Here is a 17,773-nt window from a genome sequence, read left to right on the forward strand (position 1 = left end):
TGTCCTGAGTTATTGTATCGTAATAATTACGATTTGAAAAGAGGAAAATAAAAAATTTTCATCAGAAGATGTTTCCTCTAAAAAAATAGACGTCAAAACGTGACGAAATTTAAAACATTGTGCTATATTTATTTTTAAAAAAAGAAAAAGGAATGGACAAACTTATGAAACTTTTAGACGAAATCATCGAATATAACCAACAATTTATTGAAGAGAAGCGATATGAAGAGTTTACAACAACGAAGTTTCCACAGAAAAAAGCTGTCATTCTATCATGTATGGATACAAGACTTGTTGAACTGCTTCCACGCGCCATGAACATGAAAAATGGCGATATTAAAATTGTCAAAAGTGCTGGCGCTCTTGTTTCTCACCCATTTGGAAGTATTATGCGAAGCATTTTAGTGGCTGTTTATGAATTGAATGCTGACGAGGTGTACGTCATTGGGCATCACGATTGCGGGATGAGTAAAATAGACAGCGAAACACTCTTAAATAAAGCCATTGAGCGTGGTATTCCAGAAAAACGGATTGAAGTACTGGAATACTCAGGAATCGATTTTCAACAGTGGCTCAAAAGCTTTAGCTCAGTTGAAGAAAGTGTGAAAGACAGTGTATCTGTCGTTAAAAATCATCCGCTTCTTCCATCTGATGTGCCTGTACATGGTCTTGTCATTGATCCTGGAACAGGTAAGCTTGACTTAGTTGTCAATGGTTATGAAGAAAAGTAAGTTATTTTTCCTTTTTAGGCGGGACCGGATCCATGCCTCCAGGATGCAGCGGGTGACATTTTAAAATTCGCTTAATCGTGAGCCAGCCGCCTTTTAAAGCGCCATGCGTTTTGATCGCCTCTAGCCCGTAGTTTGAGCAAGTGGGGTAAAACCTGCAGCTCGGCGGTGTTAGAGGGGAAATGCATTTTTGATAAAAGCGAATGATGCCGATAAAAATTTGTTTCATAGAGGTTCCTCCTTGTCTGTCTTTTCACAGTATAAGAAAAAAGGACAAGGAAGGGAAGTTTTATAAACTAAACTGGTCGGAACAATATGTTATAATATAGGAAATTGCAATTATAGGAGTGGTGATTAATGCCTTCAGTCGAAAGCTTTGAACTTGACCATAATGCTGTAAAAGCACCTTACGTTCGTCATTGCGGCGTTCATAAAGTGGGATCAGATGGGGAAGTGAACAAATTTGATATCCGTTTTTGTCAGCCAAACAAGCAGGCAATGAAACCTGATACGATTCATACATTAGAGCATTTACTTGCGTTTAATATTAGAACACACTCAGAGAAATACGATCATTTTGATATCATCGATATTTCTCCAATGGGCTGCCAGACTGGCTACTATTTAGTTGTCAGCGGTGCACCGACACCAAGAGAGATCGTTGAACTGCTTGATGCAACATTCAAAGATGCAGTGGAAGTAACAGAAATTCCTGCTGCAAATGAAGAGCAGTGCGGTCAAGCGAAGCTTCATGATCTTGAAGGAGCAAAACGTTTAATGCGTTTCTGGCTGTCTCAGGATCAAGAAGAGCTATTAAAAGTATTTGGATAATCAGTAAGATGATGAACCGGACATATTGAATGTCCGGTTTTTTATATGAAATGAAACGAGAGCTGTTAAAATAGGGGATATTTGTTAAAATGGACATGTCAGTAAAAAAGGGGGATACACGAATGCGGAAAATGGTAGGAATCATTTTGATGCTCGCATTACTTAGTGCATGTGGAAACTCGGCAGCGAGCAATGACAAGGGAGAAGTGCCTGAGCTATTAGAAGTCAAACTAACAGGGCCGGAGCAAGTGGAGAAAAATGAAAACGTTATCGTAAAAGCAGCTGTCACATATGGTGATACGCCTGTTGATGATGCAGATGATGTTGAATTTGAAGTGTGGAAAGATGGCGACAAGGATAACAGCAAGATGATTCAGCCAAAGAAAAAGGAGAAAGGTGTATATGAATTGCATACAGCTTTCAAACAAGATGGCCTTTATATCATACAAGTCCATGTGACAGCTAAACAGCAGCATAATATGCCGAAGACAAACATCCATGTAGGTGATGTGAAAAAAGAGAGTTCATCTACTGAAGAAGAAGATACCTCACATCATTGAAAGCGGTTTTATTTTGGGTTAGGACGTTGGTTTGGTTCAGCATCCTGTGGTGAATCGACTTTATGCTTGTAATCATAAGCCTTTGATGTCGTCCACAGTGATAAAAAGACAACGATTGAGATAATGATAAAGCTGATAATCCCAAGTAACAGCATCTAACTCCCTCCTTATTTCCATATTAACATATATTTCATGCGGTCAAAATAGAAGAAAATGATGGCAGGTTTCAGTATAATAAAAAAAGGGTAATCCCATACTAAACGCAACTACATAAGGAGGAATCAACATGTCTGAAAAATTATTAAACGTCGTCAATAAACAAGTAGCAGATTGGACTGTGCTTTACGTAAAATTACATAACTATCACTGGTATGTAAAGGGAAAAGACTTCTTTACACTCCATGAAAAATTCGAGGAACTTTATACAGAAACAGCGACATACATTGATGATTTGGCTGAGCGTATGCTTGCTTTAAATGGACAACCTGTTGCGACAATGAAAGAGTGCTTAGAAATTTCTAGCATTCAAGAAGCGGAAGGCAATGAATCAGCCGAGCAAATGGTGAAAAATCTGTATGATGATTTCTCTAATATTGCAGAAGAACTTAAGCGAGGCATGGAGCTGGCTGCAGAAGTTGGCGATGAAACAACAGGCGATATGTTGCTTGCGATTCATCAATCCATTGAAAAACACAACTGGATGCTAAAAGCATACTTAGGATAAGCGAATGTGAAAGGAATGTCGATCATCAAACAGATCGGCATTCTTTTTTTGTGGATTTGTGACAGACAGCCCATTGAATTGATGGGGCTTTCAGCCGAAGAGAAAAGGGAAGGGAGGGGAGAAGATGTCCTCAATTGCAGGAATGATGAGCCAGCAAGTGGCGAGTATTCAAAAAACACTTAATATCAGTTTATTGAATTCACAGCTTGCCACGAACACAGCCCAAGCCATGGTGATGCTCGATCAAGTGCAGCAGCAGCCTCAAGCTGTTCAGCCCAAAGATTCAGATGCTACGTTTATTGATGTCAGAGTTTAACCAAGAAAGCCGCCGTCACAGGCGGCTCTTTTTATGCGCTTCACGAATTTTTTGAACAGCTAACCATGCCTTTATTTTTTGTCGTCCAAGCTATTCATCAAATGCGGCATATACTATTGAGGTAAGAAGTTCCACGATGAAAGGATGTTGATGCCAAGTGAGCAAGGATTTAGGCATCTTTTCGTTGTTTACAGTCAGTTTGTCGGCAATGGGCTTTCTGTTTGGTGGAGCAGGATATTTACTCATGATATTAGTGACACTCATGGCTATAGAATTAATTTGTTCAAGCCTAAGAGAATCTGTGACTGGACAACTTACGATGAAGCGTTTTTTGACCAGGCTTGTTCGAAAGGTTGTGACGATCTCTTTAATATCCATGGCACATTTCTTCGATGTCATGCTGAAGACTGGGGGGACAATTAAGGATTTAGCGCTCATCTTTTATATTATTTATGAATCGTACCAGATTGTCTCAACAGCCAGAGCTCTCGGAATTCCCATTCCACAGTTGTTTATTGATGTGTTAGACATGATTAAAAATAAATTGCGCAAAAAGCCGTAATTTCTTCATATCTGGTCATACTAAAGGAAAAAGGATGAATCAGATGGCGAGACACACATACTATGTATCCGTTCAAGACGGATCAATCTCACAGCACAGAGACGCGGCTGCTTGGCAATTTCAGATAGAAGCAGATGATGACCAAATCTTGCAGTTAAGAGAGTATTTTGATGAACAGTATATGACAGATTGGAAAGGTTTCTTTCGGGCGCATGTTCCATTTCTTGAATATCATTATGATAGCCCAAACGACGAAATGGATAGGAAAAGAAAAGAAATTTACTCCATGATTCATGATCTCGGTAACGAAGAGACAAAGAACTTTATTGAGACCAATGGACTGATGAATTGAAAAAGCATGTAGACAAACCCTCGCATTCTTTGTCAGATGCTCATGAATGTCAAATTCGCTCCGCGCCAGTACTCGTTTTTCCTAGACTGCAAAGGTTTTCTATCACGCTGAAAAGAAGACAAAAGGCTAAAAGAAAGTTCATTTTAGCCTTTTGTCAACGATCTGAAAGTATGTAGAGACATTCTACATGCTTTTATTTTCGAGGCTGTAAGATACCGCCGATTAGATCACTGATTCCGCCTCTATTTTCCTGCTGTGAGTTGGTGATTTCGTGTGAGGTACTCTGACTCTGGGGTTTGTACCGGTTATCATCTATCCCGACCCGCATTCCAGATGTTCGTTCAGATGGCTGGATAATCACAATTTGGTCCTGTTCATGAAATTCAAACAAGTAGGATTCGCCTGATGTTTGTCCAATGAACGTTTTCCAGTTCACATCTAATTTGACTTTCGGTGCTTTGCCCGTCCAAGCGACAATGGCGTCAGGATCTACACGGCAAGGTGCTTTTAAAATCAGCGGGTTTCCATTTGTTTTGATGGCAACCTGCGCCCCGTGACTTTGATACGAGAGCTTTGAAGTAAATAGCCCTTTCTGTGATAAAATCCCAACGCCTACTGGTGTCACGCCATAGTGACATTCTTCAGTAAAGGCAAGTAAATCTTCACTTTCCACGCTAACATGTTGCCAAGGACCGTTCGGCTCAAGATTGATGACGGTCACATGCTCGCTAGAATCAGCCAAGTAGCAAGTGCCTTGTCCACTCACTTCCATCATCTCAAGGTTTTCACCTGTTAATTTTCTGCTAATATGATTAAATACTTGGCTGACCATATTCCCTTTATTCGTCCCAAGTAATCGTTTACGGTATTGAAATGTACCTTGATCGGCAATCATAGCGCCTTTTTTGGCAAAAAAGATCCCGTTGCCTTCTGCTTGTAAGGTCAATTCTTCGATCGTGTTGAAATGAAATCCCATTCGTGCCAGCTCCTTTTCTTCGTCAAGATGTGAATCCGTAGATGCGGCATAAGTCATTTAAATCAAGGGTCGTACCTTGTCCGGTTGCGGTGATTTTCCATTCGTTCTCAACTCTCGTTAGTTCAGCACAAATGATGGATGTACAAAATGAATAATCCTCTGTTAACTGAAAGGTACAAATCTCCTGTTGTGTGATTTGATCTGAAAGGCGCAAGTATGCATTGGTCACCTGTCCAAAATGATGTGCCCGCTCGTGTGCATCATGTATCGTGGCTGTTACGACGATTTTCTGAATATCGGGTGAGACTCTGCTCAGCTGCATAATAATGATCTCATTGTCCCGATGGCCTCCGCCGACCTGATGATCACCTAGATGGCGAACAGCTCCATCTAAGCTTTGCTGCTGATGATAATAGATCAGGTGTTTTGGAGACAGAAGCTTGTCCTCTTCATTTAAGAGAAACACTTGCGTATCTAAATCAATTGGCTGACCAGATAAGTCCCAGCCAAGTCCGATATGAATTTGATCTACATTTGGATTGTCTTTTGTTAAATCTAACTTTTGTCCTTTCATGAGGTGTTTCTTCACTGCCTCAAGAGAAGCGTCTTCTTTCTCATGTTGCCTCATTGGCCATGCTTTGTTATTTTCTTGTTTTGATCCATTTGTGATGCTCATGCTGGTTTCCTCCTCGTCTGTGTAGGACAAACACTTATTGATTTACGTCATCATGGGCAAAAGGTTTCATGATTAAAATGGGATGAGGATGGAGATGATAAAAAGGTTTTAGCAAGAATACTTATTTTACATACAGACGAGATAGAAGCACTCGTTTGTTTCACTTTTCATAAAAATTCTTCAGAGAAATGTGATCTGTGGTATGATGTTTTACAAGAAGCAAGGACAGGATATGAGGGATTTCACATGCATGTATTTAAAGACTATTATCATAATACGGTCAAGCTCTCTTTTGAAGAGCAGCCTTTTTCAAGTCATCCTAAGCATGTTTGGGCTATTTGCCGCTATCAAGGAAAATGGCTACTTACAGAACATGAGGATCGAGGCTACGAGTTTCCAGGAGGGAAAGTAGAGCCAAATGAAGAAGCAGATCAAGCCGCTATACGAGAGATTCACGAAGAGACGGGTGCTGTTGTTCGTGAATTAACGTATATTGGTCAATATCAGGTGCTTGGCAGAGAGAAAGTCATTGTCAAAAATATTTATTTCGCTGATATTGAAAGGCTCGTCAAGCAGGACACGTATTTTGAAACGAAAGGACCCGTTCTTTTCGCAGACTTACCAAGATCCATCGCAAAAAATAAAAATTTCAGTTTTATTATGAAAGATGATGTCTTGAGGCAAAGTATGGCTTATTTAGAAAAGAACGGTTTGATTCGTTAAAAAAAGCGTAGGGAAATGACCCTGCGCTTTTTATTTTTGCAGAAAACGGCGTTCCAGCCATTCAACAAGCTGATACATGATGGTGGCGAAGACGGCGATAATGAAAAGACTTAAGAACACGAGTGTAAAGTTGAAGACTTGAAAGCCATAGATGATCATATAGCCGAGTCCTTTTGAGGAAACAAGGAATTCTCCCACAATGACCCCAACCCAAGAAAGACCAACATTGACCTTAATGGCAGAGATCATCGTTGGAATACTTGCTGGTAAAATGACCTCACGGAAGACCGTTCTTTTTTTCGCGCCAAAGGTTTTCATGACTTTTAAATAATTCTCATCGACTTCTTGAAAGGCTGTATAAATGACGATGGTGGTAATGATCACACTGATAATGGCACCCATCGCGACAATGCTGATCATGCCTGGTCCAAGGGCAACAATTAAAATGGGGGCGAGAGCGACTTTCGGCATCGCATTTAAAATAACCAAATAAGGATCAAGTACATTTGCAAGACGGGTGGACCACCATAAGGCGGCGGCTAATAAAATGCCGCAAAAAGTACCAAGTAGAAAGCCGAGCACTGTTTCAAATAGCGTAATGCTCATATGATTAATTAATGAACCATCTGATAATTTTTGTACAAACAATTGGCAGACGGCAGATGGTGAACTGAAAATGAGCGGGTCAATCAGTCTGAAATGGCTCGCAAGCTCCCAAAGTGAAAAGAAACTGGCGAAAATGATCAACTGGTAGACTCGTGTCATGCGTTTTTCCATTCGAACTTTTTTTCGATAGGCTTCATGTAAAAGATCACTGTGTTTCAACTGTCTTCAGCTCCTTCCAAATCGTTTGAAAGAGCTCTTGGAAACTTGCTGTCTGTCTCGCTTCAAAAGGAGAGAGCGTCCTCAGATCATCGGGAACGGTAAACATTCGCTGGATAGAGCCGGGATGCTTTGAGAATAAGAAAATGCGATCACTCATCGCAATGGCTTCGCCGATGTCATGCGTGACAAGAACAGCCGTTTTTTGGTAGTTTTTTAATGTGTGAAAGACGAGGTCTTCTAATGTCAGTTTCGTCTGGTAATCTAGTGCTGAAAATGGCTCATCTAGCAGAAGCAGGCCGGGATCAACTGCAAGCGTTCGGGCGAGAGCCGCACGCTGCCTCATCCCGCCTGACAGCTCCTTCGGGTATTTTTCTTCGACATCATTGAGTCCAAGCTTTGGCAGTAAGCTAAGGGCAGCTGAGGTGGCTTCATGTGAATCTTGTTTTGCAATTTTTAACCCGAGAATGACATTTTCCTTGATCGTTTTCCATGGGAACAAATAATCTTGCTGGAGCATATAACCGATTTGATGCTCCTGTTGATTCGGTTCTTTTCCTTCGATTAAAATTCGACCTTCGGAGGGTGGTGTAATGCCTGCGATGATGGAAAGCAAGGTTGTTTTCCCGCAGCCGCTAGGACCAATAAATGAGATGAATTCACCTTGAGTGATCTCCATATTGATGTGCTGTATGGCCGTTGTTTTTTCTTTTAAAGAGAAGTACGTGTGGGTCACATGGTCAATTTGAAGGAAAGACATGTGCTACCTCCTGTTCTATTTGTGATCTGTGACCTTCTTGGCAATGGATGAATCGACAAGTTGTTTGTACGGGATAAATTCCGGCAGTTCACCACTTGCCTTCATGATTTCCTGTAATTTGTTCCATTCCTCTTCATTTAGAAGGGGATCTGTTGCATAGGAGTTCTGCTGTTTGTAGCGTTTGATAGCTGTTGATAAGACATCAAGGTCTGTATCAGGAAATTGAGATTGGATTGTCTTGGCAATCTCCTCTGGACTCTTTGCTTTGACCCATTTTTGCGCTTTGTAAATGGCACGAGTAAAGGCTTCAGCTGTCTCTTTGTTTTCTTCTAAGTAACTCTTCTTTGCCATAAAGGTGGTATAAGGCACCTTGCCGGAAGCCTCACCAAAGGAGGCGGTAATGTACCCTTTGCCTTCTTTTTCAATTAAGGAAGCTGTCGGTTCGAATAACTGCACAAAATCGCCAGTTCCAGAGGAAAAAGCACCTGAAATGTTGGCAAAATCAATATTTTGAATCATGCGAAGATCTTGTTTCAAATCAATGCCTTCTTTTTTCAGGACATATTCACCGACCATTTGCGGCATGCCGCCTTTCCGTTGTCCGAGAAAGTCTTTTCCTTTCAATTGATCCCAAGAAAATTGATTGATTTTTTCCCTTGAAACAAGAAATGTACCGTCTGTTTGTGTCAGCTGTGCAAAGTTCATGACAGAGTCTTTCGTGTCTTGTGCTTCCACATAAATAGAAGATTCAGATCCGGTCAGAGCGATATCAGCGCCGCCGGATAAGAGAGCTGTCATTGTTTTATCGCCGCCCCAAGTGGTTTTTAATTCAACCTCTAAGCCTTCATCTTTGAAAAATCCTTCGGATAGGGCGACATAAAGCGGTGCATAAAAGACCGAATGGGTCACCTCGGCTACTTGTACGGTCTGCTCTTGGTCTTTTTTACAGGCGACAAATGGAATAAAGAGCAGGACAACGAATATGAATGCCAGTCTGACTTTAATGGAACGATTCAAGAGTAATTCGCCTCCTTTGTTCTAGATCACTAATTAAAGTATGTCAAAAGGGATTTTTGGTGAGTGCCTAGATGAAATAAGAAGCGCATTGTTTATTTATAGAACGTGTCTTTTTTTCTATACTAGAAGCATGAATGCTTTCTTGAATTTGGAAGAAATAAAGGAGCGGTTTCGTGTATAGATTGAGTTGGGTATTTGTTGGTTGGTATGTAGTAGGTCTTATTTTAATGGTCTTTTTTGAAGTGCCGGCATGGCTTCAGTTTGCGAATGGTATCTTTCTTGTGCTTTACGCCTGCTGCGTCATTGAGATTGGCCGAAATATTTACGGGGCATGGAGCTTTGTGATCGTAAGAGCAGCCATTGTGGGTGTGTTGACGTTTACAGTTGAATGGGTGGGGATCACAACTGATTTTCCATTTGGGGCCTATGATTATTATCCGACGCTTGGATTTCTTGTGGCTGGAGTGCCTTTGACGATCGCTTTTGCATGGGTTGGGGTGTTTTTAAATAGTCTTTTTTTATCAAGACAACAATCGAAGTGGAAACGAGCCGTCGAAACGGGTATATGGATTGTACTGCTTGATCTCATATTAGATCCGGTAGCGGCTGAACGAAAGTTTTGGGTGTGGTATGACGGCGGAGGTTTCTTTGGTATCCCTTTTGAGAATTTTGTCAGCTGGGGTATCATTGGAGCAGGACTTTCATTTCTGTTCCCGCTCGTATCAATTGATCAGCAGGCATTGCGCTGGAATGGGCGTATTTATCAGGCCATGGTGTTCTTCTTTGGTCTTTTAGCATTAAAGGGCGGGCTGGATGTCATTTTTTATTTAGCACTGATCATTGTCATCTTGTGTGAAGGAAGGGTTCGATTTGAAAGAAAGCGACAAAAACCGATCGTTTAGACGACTCTTTTATTTTTATCTTGAACGATATTTACTGAACAAACATTTTCGCTGTGTCATGATGAAAGGTACGGTTGACCCAAAGGAGAAGCATCCTGTTCTTTATCTTGCTAATCACAGTTCATGGTGGGATGGACTGATCATTTTTCTTTTAATAGAACAAATGTCTGAGCTGGATCATGCCATGATGATGGAAGAGAAGCAGTTGAAGCAATATGCTTTTTTTCAAAAACTTGGTGCATTTCCAGTTCATAAAGAGAAGCTGAAAAGTGTCAAGCAGGCATTAATGACCGCAAAGGAGAAGATGGAGGCTGGCGGGACTGTGTGGCTCTTCCCGCAGGGGAAAATTATGCACCAAGACATAAGGCCGCTTGAACTGGAAGGCGGAGCTTCTTTTTTAGTCAGGCAATTTGAGCAGGTCGTCATCAAACCTGTGACGCTGCATTATACATTTAATCAATTTCAAAAACCGACGGTATCGGTTGAATTTGGAGAAGATGTCCTAGTAGCTGGCAGATCACTTCGGAGTAAGGAAGTAACAAGTTTACTCGGAGACCTGCTTGAAACACAGTTAAACGCACATCAAGCACAGGTTATTGCTGATCCAGATTTTTCAACAAACGAACATTTTAGGCAGGTGACAAGGACAAGCCGGTCAACTAGTGATGCGTTTGATTCCTTTAAAAAGTGGGTGAAAACATGGCGATCTTCTTAATTGTCATCAGTGTTTTGCTGCTCTGCCAATTGATGTTTACGATTTGGAATATGAAGCAATTTCCTGTACTCAAGCCGGCATCTCTTTCACCTGATGAACCCATTTCATTATCGATCCTCATTCCAGCGAGAAATGAAGAAAAACGGCTGGAAGCCTGCCTTCAGTCGATTGTTGATCAGCGTCTCCATCCGAAAGAGTTGATCGTGCTGGATGATCACTCGACAGATCAGACGAGAATGATTGCAGAGGGCTTCGCAGAGACATATCCATGGATTCGCGTGCAGTCAGGTCAAGTATTGAAGCGCGGCTGGCTTGGAAAATCATATGCTTGTTCCCAGCTTGCTGAGGCAGCATCTTCTGATTGGCTGTTATTTTTAGATGCAGATGTCCGCTTAAAACAAGGAGCTATTGAAGCGGTGTACAAGCAGTTATGCATACAAAAAACGGGCATGCTTTCAGGTTTCCCAGAGCAAAAAACGGGAACGCCTTTTGAGCATCTTGTCGTTCCTATGATGATGTTTACGATTGGCTGTCATCTGCCAGTGAAGTGGGTCAGAACATCTCAACATCCTGCTTTTGCCGCAGCACATGGCGGCTTTATTGCCATTGAAAAGAATTGTTATCACGAAATAGGTGGTCATGAAGCGATCAAGGATTCTCTTGTGGATGATATGGCTTTGGCTAAACGAGTGAAAGCGAAGGGCTTTCCGTTCACACTGGCAAGTATTCATTCTTTTGTCTACATGAGAATGTATGAGAGTGGACAGGAAGTATGGGAAGGATATCGGAAAAATTTGTTCCCGGGAGTGAATCGAAACATTGCTTTGTTAAGCAGTGTCTTTTGTTTATACTCCGTCCTTTATGTAGTTCCTGTTATTTGCTTTATGATCGCACTAATTCATTTTGATGTGGTCAATCTCTGTTTAGCCCTTCTTTGCTACGGGCTGGGTGTATCCATTAAAGCGGTCATTGATATCGAAAATGGAAGAACGTCTACGATGGCCTTTTTATTGCCTGTCAGTATCATGAGCCTGATTGCCATTGGTTTTGCTTCTATGAAAATTGGGCTGAAAAAAGAAGGCTATGAATGGAAAGGAAGAAGGTACGAATGAAAAAAGTGATCATTATTGGCGGCGGACTTGGCGGGTTATCGGCTGCGATTCGCTTACAGTCACGCGGTTTCCAGGTCACCATTTTAGAAAAAGAAGCTTCTTTAGGCGGGAAATTACAACGCCATCAAGTGTCTGGCTACTCTTTTGATTTAGGACCGAGTACCATTACAATGAAGGCGTATTTTGAGGAAGTATTTACCTCCTGTCATAGGCGAATGGAGGATTATGTGACGTTTTATCCGATTTTTCCCCTTACTAAAAATGTTTTTTCAGATGGACATACGGTCGAGTTTACGCCAGATATTGAGCAAATGGAATCACAAATTGCAGTTTTTAGTCCAGAGGATGCACAGCAATACCGGGCATTTTTACAGGAATCGAAGAAGCTTTTTCAAATGGCAGAGGATCAGTTTTTAAATCGTTTATTATTGACCTGGAAGGATAAAGCGGATGTCAAGCTAATGAAAGCCCTTCTTGCTGTCAAACCTTTTACATCTGTTCAGCGCTTGCTGCGTCAATATTTTCGTCATCCTCATACATTGGCGATGTTTGGCCGGTATGCGACTTACATTGGCTCTTCTCCATACGAGGCACCTGCTATTTTTAATATGATGGCTTATTTAGAAGGAGAAAAAGGCATTTATGGTATTAAGGGCGGTACGTATCGTTTAGTTGAGGCATTTGAGACACTGGCAAAGGAATTGGGTGTCCAAATTTATCTCAATGAACCAGTCAAAAAGATTCATGTAAAGAATAAGCGAATCCAAGGAGTTGAAACGGATCAGCAGTTATATGAGGCAGATCAAGTCATTGCGGGGGCAGATGCACTGACTGTTTATCGCCAATTAATTGATGAAGAAGACCGCCCGAGCTTTGGAAATCAAAAACTGGCAAACATTGAGCCATCGTTATCAGGTTTTGTTCTTTTGTTGGGCGTCCCTAAAGTCTATGAACAACTGTCTCATCACAACGTGTTTTTTCCAGAGAATTATGAACAAGAATTCAAGGATATTTTTCAGAAAAAACAGCTTCCTCATGATCCGACGCTTTACATCTGTTATTCAGGTCATTCAGAGCCAGCTTTAAGCGGAGGGCCAGGAAGAAGTAACTTGTTTGTATTAGCCAATGCGCCATATGTGACAAAAGAGCAAAATTGGGACATGCTAAAGGAGACATATGGCCAGCATATGAAAACAAAACTAAAGGAAAAGGGTCTCTTTGATCTTGACCAGCTTGTAGAATTTGAAGCGGTACAAACCCCGCTTGATTTGCAGCAAAAAACGGGAGCGTATCATGGGGCCATTTATGGCATGTCGTCAAACTCGTTCAAGCAGGCATTTTTTCGCATCAATAATCAATCAAAGGATATTGAAGGACTTTGGTTTGTTGGCGGCACAAGTCATCCAGGCGGCGGCACTCCGATGGTGACAAAATCAGGACAGCTCGTCGCAGAGGCCATTATCAAGCATTTGACGTAACACCGAATGAAAAGGAGAGAATTCAAGTGATTGTGGAAAAGAGAAGGTTCCCGTCGCCACATCCGCATATTCACTTATATACAGTGACATATGAGGCCGATGGACTTCGGATGAAGGGGCTGCTCGCTGAACCGGCCGGAGAAGGTCTCTATGACGGTTTTTTATATTTACGGGGCGGCATTAAAAATGTGGGAATGGTTAGACCTGGCCGAATTGTGCAATTTGCTGCGCAAGGGTTTGTCGTCTTTGCGCCCTTCTACCGAGGGAATCAAGGAGGCGAAGGGAACGAGGATTTTGCCGGAGAAGACCGGAAAGATGCATTTGCTGCATTTCAGCTGTTGAAACATCATCAAAAGGTGAAGCAGGAGCGCATTCATATCTTTGGTTTTTCCCGCGGCGGAATTATGGGCATATGGACCGCTGTTGAAATGAAGCATGAGGCCGCTTCCTTTGTGACATGGGGAGGCGTAAGTGATATGAAGCTCACCTATGAAGAACGTGTGGATATGAGAAGAATGATGAAGCGTGTGATAGGAGGTCCTCCGCATAAGGTACCAGAAGCATATGAGGCTAGAACGCCTTTGAATCATGTGCACCAAATTGAAGCACCTGTCCTAATCATTCATGGGGAGCTGGATGAGAATGTATCCATTGAGCATGCGTATTTATTAGAAGATGCCCTGCGTCAGCATGGCAAGTCTGTGGAAACATGGTATTTTCACGGATATCATCATTATTTCCCGCCACAGCATAACAGGGAGATTGTCAGACGGTTGACGACATGGATGCACAGCCGAAAAGGCGGAAATGTGGTAAAATAAACGGTAGAAAGAAATATAGAAAGTAGGGGGATTTTCATTATGGGAATGCCTGTTGAATTTAATACAATGATTGTCACAAAAGGAAAAGAGACAAGAATTGAAGAAAATGTGTTTGAGCTCATGAAGGAAGGGTACCGCATTTATCCATTAAATATTCCGCTTGAGGTGCGTAAAACGAAAGACGGAGAAAAAACGGGAACAGCACATGTTGAAAAGCTGGAGCTCACAGACAATATCACGAAGGTGACATACCGTCTTGTGTCATTGCATTCAACGAACTAAAAAAGCTGAGGGATTCATTCCCTCAGCTTTTTCCTTTTGATTAGACGAGTGGTCCGCCTTTTGCTTCAATATCACTTGCTGCATGGCTGAATTTTTTGAAGTTCTTTTTAAATTCATTTGCAAGGAAGTTTGCTTTTTCTTTGTAAGCCTCTTGATCGTCCCATGTTTTAGCAGGCTGAAGCACTTCATCTGGCACTCCTGGAATATGAAGCGGGATGTGTAATCCGAAGATGTCGTCAGTGATCATTTCAGCGTTGTCAAGATCGCCTTCGATCGCTGCCTGCACCATTGCTCTTGTATGAGCAAGATTCATTCGTTTGCCCGTACCGTAGCCGCCGCCAGTCCAGCCTGTATTCACAAGGAATACTTTTGCGCCGTGCTCATCAATTTTTTTACCAAGCATTTCAGCATAGACATGAGCAGGAAGTGGCAAGAATGGTGAACCAAAGCAAGTAGAGAACGTTGTTTCTGGTGAAGTCACACCACGCTCAGTTCCCGCTAATTTACTTGTGTAACCGCTCAAGAAGTGGTACATCGCCTGTTCTTTCGTTAAACGGCTGATTGGAGGTAAAACGCCGAATGCATCAGCTGTTAAAAAGACGATGGCAGATGGGTGACCTGCAATACTTGGTTTCACGATGTTATCAATCATTTCGATTGGGTAAGCCGCACGTGTATTTTCAGTAAAGAATGTGTCATCATAATCTGCTTCACGTGTTTCTTCATCAAGTACTACATTTTCAAGCACTGATCCGAAGCTGATGGCTTTGTAAATTTGTGGTTCTTTTTCTTCACTTAAGTTCACACATTTTGCATAGCATCCGCCTTCAATATTGAAGACACCTGTGTTAGACCAACCGTGCTCATCGTCTCCAATCAGCTTGCGGCTTGCACTTGCAGAAAGCGTCGTTTTTCCAGTACCTGAAAGGCCGAAAAATAAAGCAACATCGCCTTCTTGACCGACGTTAGCAGAGCAGTGCATTGATAAAATATCTTGTTCAGGAAGCAGGTAGTTCATAACAGAGAAAATGGATTTTTTCATCTCTCCTGCATATTCTGTTCCACCGATCAGAATCGTCCGTTTTTCAAAAGAAACGATAATAAACGTTTCAGAGTTTGTGCCATCTGTTTCAGGATCTGCTTTAAAGTGAGGTGCAGATAAGATGGTGAAAGGTTTTTCGTTTGATGATGGTGTTGATCCATCAGGTCTGATGAATAGCTGCTTTGCAAAGAGATTGTGCCAAGCGAATTCATTTACAACTGTAATTGGCATACGGTATTTTTCGTCAGCACCTGCAAAACCATCAAAGACAAATAGTTCATCACGTTCTTTTAAGTATGACACAACCTTTGTATATAAACGATCAAATGCCTCTTTCGAGATCGGTTGATTCACTTGACCCCAATCAATTTTATGTTCAGAGCTTTCTTCTTTTACGATGAATTTATCTTTAGGCGAACGTCCAGTGTAGGCACCCGTTGTGGCGCGGACAGCACCAGTTGAAGTTAAAACGCCTTCATTACGTGCCAAAATCTTTTCAACAAGTTTCGGAACAGATAAATTTTGGTGCGTATTTTCTAATGAGAGCAATGACTGCAAATCTTCTTTTAAATCCACTGAGTTCATAAAAAAACCCTTCCTTTACCGTTGAATTTGTTTGTTTTGATTAGTATAACACATTGATAATAATAGTCTATACTATTTAAACATTTTTGTGTGTGTTTTTTCATTTCTGCTATGAAAATATGCTTTTTGGTGATGCTAATGATGAGGTGAAAAAAAGGGGAGATAATTCCTATGAACCATTGACATGACGCAAGGGTTTAAGATAAGATATCTTATTGAACGGATACTCTTATCCCGAGTTGGTGGAGGGACAGGCCCGATGAAGCCCAGCAACCGGTTTCTTATGAAAAAGGCATGAACATGCTGAGAAACCAAGGTGCTAACCTGATGCAAGGTACAAGAACACCTTGAGCGATAAGAGTGAAAGGCATGCGATCTCAGACCCTTTCCTCGCAATGAAGGAAATGGTTTTTTTATTTTTGGGATATCATATGAACAAATTGCCAATAACATCTCTAATATAAACATGTTGAAATATAAGAGGGAACGAGTTCCGTATCATATTGGAGGCCTCATCTTGGGATGATGTGGTCTTGTACAGGAGGAAATAGCCATTATGAGTCAAAATCGTCGTTTATTTACTTCAGAATCAGTGACCGAAGGACATCCAGATAAAATCTGTGATCAAATTTCAGACAGCATTTTGGATGAAATTTTAAAGAAAGATCCAAATGCACGTGTTGCCTGTGAAACTTCTGTAACAACCGGTCTCGTATTAGTAAGCGGTGAGATTACAACGTCTACTTATGTCGACATTCCAAAGACGGTGCGTGACACGATTAAGGAAATTGGCTACACACGTGCGAAATATGGTTTTGATGCGGAAACATGTGCGGTTCTTACATCAATTGATGAACAGTCTGCTGATATTGCGCAAGGTGTAGACAAAGCGCTTGAAGCACGTGAAGGAACAATGACTGAAGAAGAAATTGATGCGATCGGTGCAGGTGACCAAGGTTTGATGTTTGGTTTTGCAAACAACGAAACTGAAGAGCTTATGCCACTGCCGATTTCTCTTGCACATAAATTATCTCGCCGTTTAACAGAAGTACGCAAGAATGAAACACTTGCATACCTTCGTCCAGACGGAAAAACTCAAGTAACAGTTGAATATGATGAACAAAACAAACCAGTTCGTATTGATACGGTGGTTATTTCTACACAGCATGCACCAGAAGTGACGCTCGAACAAATTCAAAGCGACTTAAAAGAGCATGTCATCCGCCCTGTCGTTCCAAGTGAACTGATCGATGAAGAAACAAAATACTTCATCAACCCAACAGGCCGCTTTGTTATCGGTGGACCTCAAGGGGATGCTGGTTTAACTGGACGTAAAATCATCGTTGATACTTATGGCGGGTATGCTCGTCACGGTGGCGGTGCTTTCTCTGGTAAGGATGCAACGAAGGTTGACCGTTCGGCAGCATATGCGGCTCGCTATGTAGCGAAAAACATCGTAGCAGCTGGTCTTGCAGATTCATGTGAAGTGCAGCTTGCTTATGCAATTGGTGTTGCACAGCCTGTCTCCATTTCGATTGATACATTTGGAACAGGAAAAGCCTCTGAAGAGAAATTAATTGAAGTGGTACGTGCAAACTTTGATCTTCGTCCAGCTGGCATTATTAAAATGCTTGACTTACGTCGTCCGATCTATAAACAAACCGCTGCATACGGACACTTTGGCCGTCATGACTTGGATCTTCCATGGGAAAAAACGGATAAAGCCGACACGCTTCGCAAGGAAGCATTAGGAGAATAACAACATACAAAACCGCTTATTTTAAGCGGT

Annotated in this window: 23 protein-coding genes and 1 riboswitch; of the genes, 15 read left to right on the forward strand and 8 right to left on the reverse strand. The window is 41.7% G+C overall.

Annotated features, from left to right (window positions below; all coding sequences use genetic code 11):
• Window positions 1-164: 164 nt before the first annotated feature.
• Window positions 165-731 carry a beta-class carbonic anhydrase gene (locus MHH23_RS06455; RefSeq protein WP_017358372.1) on the forward strand — a complete coding sequence of 189 codons (567 nt, stop codon included), beginning with the start codon at window positions 165-167 and terminating at the stop codon, window positions 729-731.
• A gap of 1 nt (window position 732) precedes the next feature.
• Here the strand turns inward: MHH23_RS06455 and yidD are convergent, their stop codons facing one another.
• Window positions 733-957 carry a membrane protein insertion efficiency factor YidD gene (yidD, locus tag MHH23_RS06460; RefSeq protein ID WP_008342933.1) on the reverse strand — a complete coding sequence of 75 codons (225 nt, stop codon included), beginning with the start codon at window positions 955-957 and terminating at the stop codon, window positions 733-735.
• A 128-nt stretch (window positions 958-1,085) separates the two neighbouring features.
• Between yidD and MHH23_RS06465 the strand changes: the two genes are divergently transcribed.
• Both MHH23_RS06465 and MHH23_RS06470 read left to right on the forward strand, forming a co-directional pair.
• Window positions 1,086-1,559, forward strand: a complete 474-nt coding sequence (locus MHH23_RS06465; RefSeq protein WP_008342935.1) for an S-ribosylhomocysteine lyase — start codon at window positions 1,086-1,088, stop codon at window positions 1,557-1,559.
• A 122-nt stretch (window positions 1,560-1,681) separates the two neighbouring features.
• Window positions 1,682-2,119 carry a FixH family protein gene (locus MHH23_RS06470; RefSeq protein WP_008342936.1) on the forward strand — a complete coding sequence of 146 codons (438 nt, stop codon included), beginning with the start codon at window positions 1,682-1,684 and terminating at the stop codon, window positions 2,117-2,119.
• 8 nt (window positions 2,120-2,127) lie between these two features.
• Here the strand turns inward: MHH23_RS06470 and ytzI are convergent, their stop codons facing one another.
• On the reverse strand, window positions 2,128-2,274 hold the full coding sequence (gene ytzI, locus MHH23_RS06475) for a YtzI protein (RefSeq protein ID WP_017358370.1): 147 nt from the start codon (window positions 2,272-2,274) through the stop codon (window positions 2,128-2,130).
• 131 nt (window positions 2,275-2,405) lie between these two features.
• Here ytzI and MHH23_RS06480 point away from each other — a divergent pair, with 131 nt between their 5' ends.
• From MHH23_RS06480 to MHH23_RS06495, 4 genes are all read left to right on the forward strand, one after another.
• Window positions 2,406-2,843, forward strand: a complete 438-nt coding sequence (locus MHH23_RS06480) for a Dps family protein (protein ID WP_007501934.1) — start codon at window positions 2,406-2,408, stop codon at window positions 2,841-2,843.
• Window positions 2,844-2,967: 124 nt separating this feature from the next.
• Complete coding sequence (locus tag MHH23_RS06485; protein WP_008342942.1) at window positions 2,968-3,159, forward strand: hypothetical protein; 192 nt, start codon at window positions 2,968-2,970, stop codon at window positions 3,157-3,159.
• Between the two features lie 157 nt (window positions 3,160-3,316).
• Entirely contained in the window at window positions 3,317-3,721 is a 405-nt protein-coding gene (locus MHH23_RS06490; protein WP_008342944.1) for a phage holin family protein, read from the forward strand.
• A 43-nt stretch (window positions 3,722-3,764) separates the two neighbouring features.
• Window positions 3,765-4,073: a hypothetical protein gene (locus tag MHH23_RS06495; protein WP_008342945.1), complete on the forward strand. Its 309-nt coding sequence runs from the start codon at window positions 3,765-3,767 to the stop codon at window positions 4,071-4,073.
• Between the two features lie 193 nt (window positions 4,074-4,266).
• On the opposite strand, the gene MHH23_RS06500 is transcribed toward MHH23_RS06495, so the two are convergent.
• Together MHH23_RS06500 and MHH23_RS06505 are read right to left on the reverse strand one after the other, a co-directional pair.
• Window positions 4,267-5,049 (reverse strand): AIM24 family protein, encoded by a 783-nt coding sequence (locus MHH23_RS06500; protein WP_340959106.1) that lies wholly within the window; start codon window positions 5,047-5,049, stop codon window positions 4,267-4,269.
• A gap of 22 nt (window positions 5,050-5,071) precedes the next feature.
• Entirely contained in the window at window positions 5,072-5,725 is a 654-nt protein-coding gene (locus MHH23_RS06505; RefSeq protein WP_039168327.1) for a TerD family protein, read from the reverse strand.
• A gap of 246 nt (window positions 5,726-5,971) precedes the next feature.
• Here MHH23_RS06505 and ytkD point away from each other — a divergent pair, with 246 nt between their 5' ends.
• Entirely contained in the window at window positions 5,972-6,448 is a 477-nt protein-coding gene (ytkD, locus tag MHH23_RS06510; protein ID WP_039168329.1) for an RNA deprotection pyrophosphohydrolase, read from the forward strand.
• A 30-nt stretch (window positions 6,449-6,478) separates the two neighbouring features.
• Here ytkD and MHH23_RS06515 read toward each other — a convergent pair whose 3' ends face one another.
• Genes MHH23_RS06515 through MHH23_RS06525 form a run of 3 tightly spaced genes read right to left on the reverse strand, consistent with a single transcriptional unit; the run spans window position 6,479 to window position 9,047 of the window.
• Window positions 6,479-7,225 (reverse strand): ABC transporter permease, encoded by a 747-nt coding sequence (locus tag MHH23_RS06515; RefSeq protein ID WP_370529235.1) that lies wholly within the window; start codon window positions 7,223-7,225, stop codon window positions 6,479-6,481.
• 34 nt (window positions 7,226-7,259) lie between these two features.
• Window positions 7,260-8,030 (reverse strand): ABC transporter ATP-binding protein, encoded by a 771-nt coding sequence (locus MHH23_RS06520; protein ID WP_008342956.1) that lies wholly within the window; start codon window positions 8,028-8,030, stop codon window positions 7,260-7,262.
• A gap of 15 nt (window positions 8,031-8,045) precedes the next feature.
• Window positions 8,046-9,047, reverse strand: a complete 1,002-nt coding sequence (locus tag MHH23_RS06525; protein ID WP_024719321.1) for an ABC transporter substrate-binding protein — start codon at window positions 9,045-9,047, stop codon at window positions 8,046-8,048.
• Between the two features lie 173 nt (window positions 9,048-9,220).
• On the opposite strand from MHH23_RS06525, the gene MHH23_RS06530 reads away from it, so the two are divergent.
• From MHH23_RS06530 to MHH23_RS06555, 6 genes are read left to right on the forward strand one after another with little or no spacing between them, the layout of a single operon-like run.
• Complete coding sequence (locus MHH23_RS06530) at window positions 9,221-9,949, forward strand: carotenoid biosynthesis protein (protein WP_017358367.1); 729 nt, start codon at window positions 9,221-9,223, stop codon at window positions 9,947-9,949.
• The gene (locus MHH23_RS06535; protein ID WP_144680047.1) at window positions 9,918-10,664 is read left to right on the forward strand and encodes a lysophospholipid acyltransferase family protein; all 747 of its coding nucleotides are present in this window, start codon (window positions 9,918-9,920) and stop codon (window positions 10,662-10,664) included. The genes MHH23_RS06530 and MHH23_RS06535 overlap by 32 nt, the downstream gene beginning before the upstream one ends.
• Entirely contained in the window at window positions 10,649-11,776 is a 1,128-nt protein-coding gene (locus tag MHH23_RS06540) for a glycosyltransferase (protein WP_327878794.1), read from the forward strand. The genes MHH23_RS06535 and MHH23_RS06540 overlap by 16 nt, the downstream gene beginning before the upstream one ends.
• A complete protein-coding gene (locus MHH23_RS06545) occupies window positions 11,773-13,254 on the forward strand; it encodes a phytoene desaturase family protein (protein ID WP_340959108.1) in 1,482 nt (493 codons plus the stop codon). Before MHH23_RS06540 ends, MHH23_RS06545 begins: the two co-directional genes overlap by 4 nt.
• A 26-nt stretch (window positions 13,255-13,280) precedes the next feature.
• Window positions 13,281-14,075: an alpha/beta hydrolase family protein gene (locus tag MHH23_RS06550; protein WP_017367901.1), complete on the forward strand. Its 795-nt coding sequence runs from the start codon at window positions 13,281-13,283 to the stop codon at window positions 14,073-14,075.
• A 39-nt stretch (window positions 14,076-14,114) separates the two neighbouring features.
• Window positions 14,115-14,357, forward strand: coding sequence for a DUF2584 domain-containing protein (locus MHH23_RS06555; RefSeq protein WP_017358362.1), 243 nt, complete (start codon window positions 14,115-14,117; stop codon window positions 14,355-14,357).
• Window positions 14,358-14,397: 40 nt separating this feature from the next.
• Here MHH23_RS06555 and pckA read toward each other — a convergent pair whose 3' ends face one another.
• Window positions 14,398-15,984, reverse strand: coding sequence for a phosphoenolpyruvate carboxykinase (ATP) (pckA, locus tag MHH23_RS06560; RefSeq protein ID WP_073415740.1), 1,587 nt, complete (start codon window positions 15,982-15,984; stop codon window positions 14,398-14,400).
• Between the two features lie 226 nt (window positions 15,985-16,210).
• Window positions 16,211-16,345, forward strand: a riboswitch (SAM riboswitch).
• 195 nt (window positions 16,346-16,540) lie between these two features.
• Between pckA and metK the strand changes: the two genes are divergently transcribed.
• On the forward strand, window positions 16,541-17,743 hold the full coding sequence (metK, locus tag MHH23_RS06565; RefSeq protein WP_008342973.1) for a methionine adenosyltransferase: 1,203 nt from the start codon (window positions 16,541-16,543) through the stop codon (window positions 17,741-17,743).
• Window positions 17,744-17,773 lie beyond the last annotated feature (30 nt).

Origin of the sequence: Bacillus sp. FSL K6-3458 (genome assembly GCF_038005045.1) — a bacterium.
Taxonomy (GTDB): Bacteria; Bacillota; Bacilli; order Bacillales; family Bacillaceae; genus Bacillus; species Bacillus altitudinis.

What these genes read in the sequence shown, in the direction of transcription:
- MHH23_RS06470 (WP_008342936.1), top strand. Translation starts at nt 1,682, where the DNA reads ATGCGGAAAATGGTAGGAATCATTTTGATGCTCGCATTACTTAGTGCA.
- MHH23_RS06465 (WP_008342935.1), top strand. Translation starts at nt 1,086, where the DNA reads ATGCCTTCAGTCGAAAGCTTTGAACTTGACCATAATGCTGTAAAAGCA.
- metK (WP_008342973.1), top strand. Translation starts at nt 16,541, where the DNA reads ATGAGTCAAAATCGTCGTTTATTTACTTCAGAATCAGTGACCGAAGGA.
- MHH23_RS06540 (WP_327878794.1), top strand. Translation starts at nt 10,649, where the DNA reads ATGGCGATCTTCTTAATTGTCATCAGTGTTTTGCTGCTCTGCCAATTG.
- ytzI (WP_017358370.1), bottom strand. Translation starts at nt 2,274, where the DNA reads ATGCTGTTACTTGGGATTATCAGCTTTATCATTATCTCAATCGTTGTC.
- MHH23_RS06495 (WP_008342945.1), top strand. Translation starts at nt 3,765, where the DNA reads ATGGCGAGACACACATACTATGTATCCGTTCAAGACGGATCAATCTCA.
- yidD (WP_008342933.1), bottom strand. Translation starts at nt 957, where the DNA reads ATGAAACAAATTTTTATCGGCATCATTCGCTTTTATCAAAAATGCATT.
- ytkD (WP_039168329.1), top strand. Translation starts at nt 5,972, where the DNA reads ATGCATGTATTTAAAGACTATTATCATAATACGGTCAAGCTCTCTTTT.
- MHH23_RS06455 (WP_017358372.1), top strand. Translation starts at nt 165, where the DNA reads ATGAAACTTTTAGACGAAATCATCGAATATAACCAACAATTTATTGAA.
- pckA (WP_073415740.1), bottom strand. Translation starts at nt 15,984, where the DNA reads ATGAACTCAGTGGATTTAAAAGAAGATTTGCAGTCATTGCTCTCATTA.
- MHH23_RS06505 (WP_039168327.1), bottom strand. Translation starts at nt 5,725, where the DNA reads ATGAGCATCACAAATGGATCAAAACAAGAAAATAACAAAGCATGGCCA.
- MHH23_RS06480 (WP_007501934.1), top strand. Translation starts at nt 2,406, where the DNA reads ATGTCTGAAAAATTATTAAACGTCGTCAATAAACAAGTAGCAGATTGG.
- MHH23_RS06555 (WP_017358362.1), top strand. Translation starts at nt 14,115, where the DNA reads ATGGGAATGCCTGTTGAATTTAATACAATGATTGTCACAAAAGGAAAA.
- MHH23_RS06500 (WP_340959106.1), bottom strand. Translation starts at nt 5,049, where the DNA reads ATGGGATTTCATTTCAACACGATCGAAGAATTGACCTTACAAGCAGAA.
- MHH23_RS06515 (WP_370529235.1), bottom strand. Translation starts at nt 7,225, where the DNA reads ATGGAAAAACGCATGACACGAGTCTACCAGTTGATCATTTTCGCCAGT.
- MHH23_RS06545 (WP_340959108.1), top strand. Translation starts at nt 11,773, where the DNA reads ATGAAAAAAGTGATCATTATTGGCGGCGGACTTGGCGGGTTATCGGCT.
- MHH23_RS06485 (WP_008342942.1), top strand. Translation starts at nt 2,968, where the DNA reads ATGTCCTCAATTGCAGGAATGATGAGCCAGCAAGTGGCGAGTATTCAA.
- MHH23_RS06520 (WP_008342956.1), bottom strand. Translation starts at nt 8,030, where the DNA reads ATGTCTTTCCTTCAAATTGACCATGTGACCCACACGTACTTCTCTTTA.